The organism is Halomonas sp. ND22Bw (genome assembly GCF_003011945.1).
Classification (GTDB): domain Bacteria; phylum Pseudomonadota; class Gammaproteobacteria; order Pseudomonadales; family Halomonadaceae; genus Halomonas; species Halomonas halophila.
In genome coordinates this window covers 1-275 of the sequence record NZ_PXWD01000770.1, presented here as the reverse complement: position 1 = coordinate 275, position 275 = coordinate 1, and the positions used below count along the sequence as shown (strand labels likewise).

General features: G+C 58.5%; 1 protein-coding gene. It reads left to right on the top strand.

Annotated features, from left to right (window positions below; genetic code table 11):
- Positions 1 to 275 (top strand): efflux RND transporter permease subunit (locus CVH10_RS20205; RefSeq protein ID WP_146143170.1); only part of this gene is annotated, 275 nt, incomplete at both ends.

Genomic DNA, 275 nt, shown 5'->3' with positions numbered 1-275 from the left:
GCTGCCTGAGGGCGTGGAGGCAATCACCGTCTACGACCGCACTGTCCTGGTCGACAAGGCAATTAGCACTGTCAAGAAGAACCTGCTCGAGGGCGCAGTGCTCGTGATCGTCGTGCTGTTCCTGTTCCTCGGGAATATTCGCGCGGCGCTGATCACGGCCCTGGTGATCCCGCTGTCGATGCTCTTCACGTTCACGGGTATGGTGAACCAAAAGGTCAGCGCGAATTTGATGAGTTTGGGAGCGCTCGATTTCGGCATCATTGTGGACGGCGCCG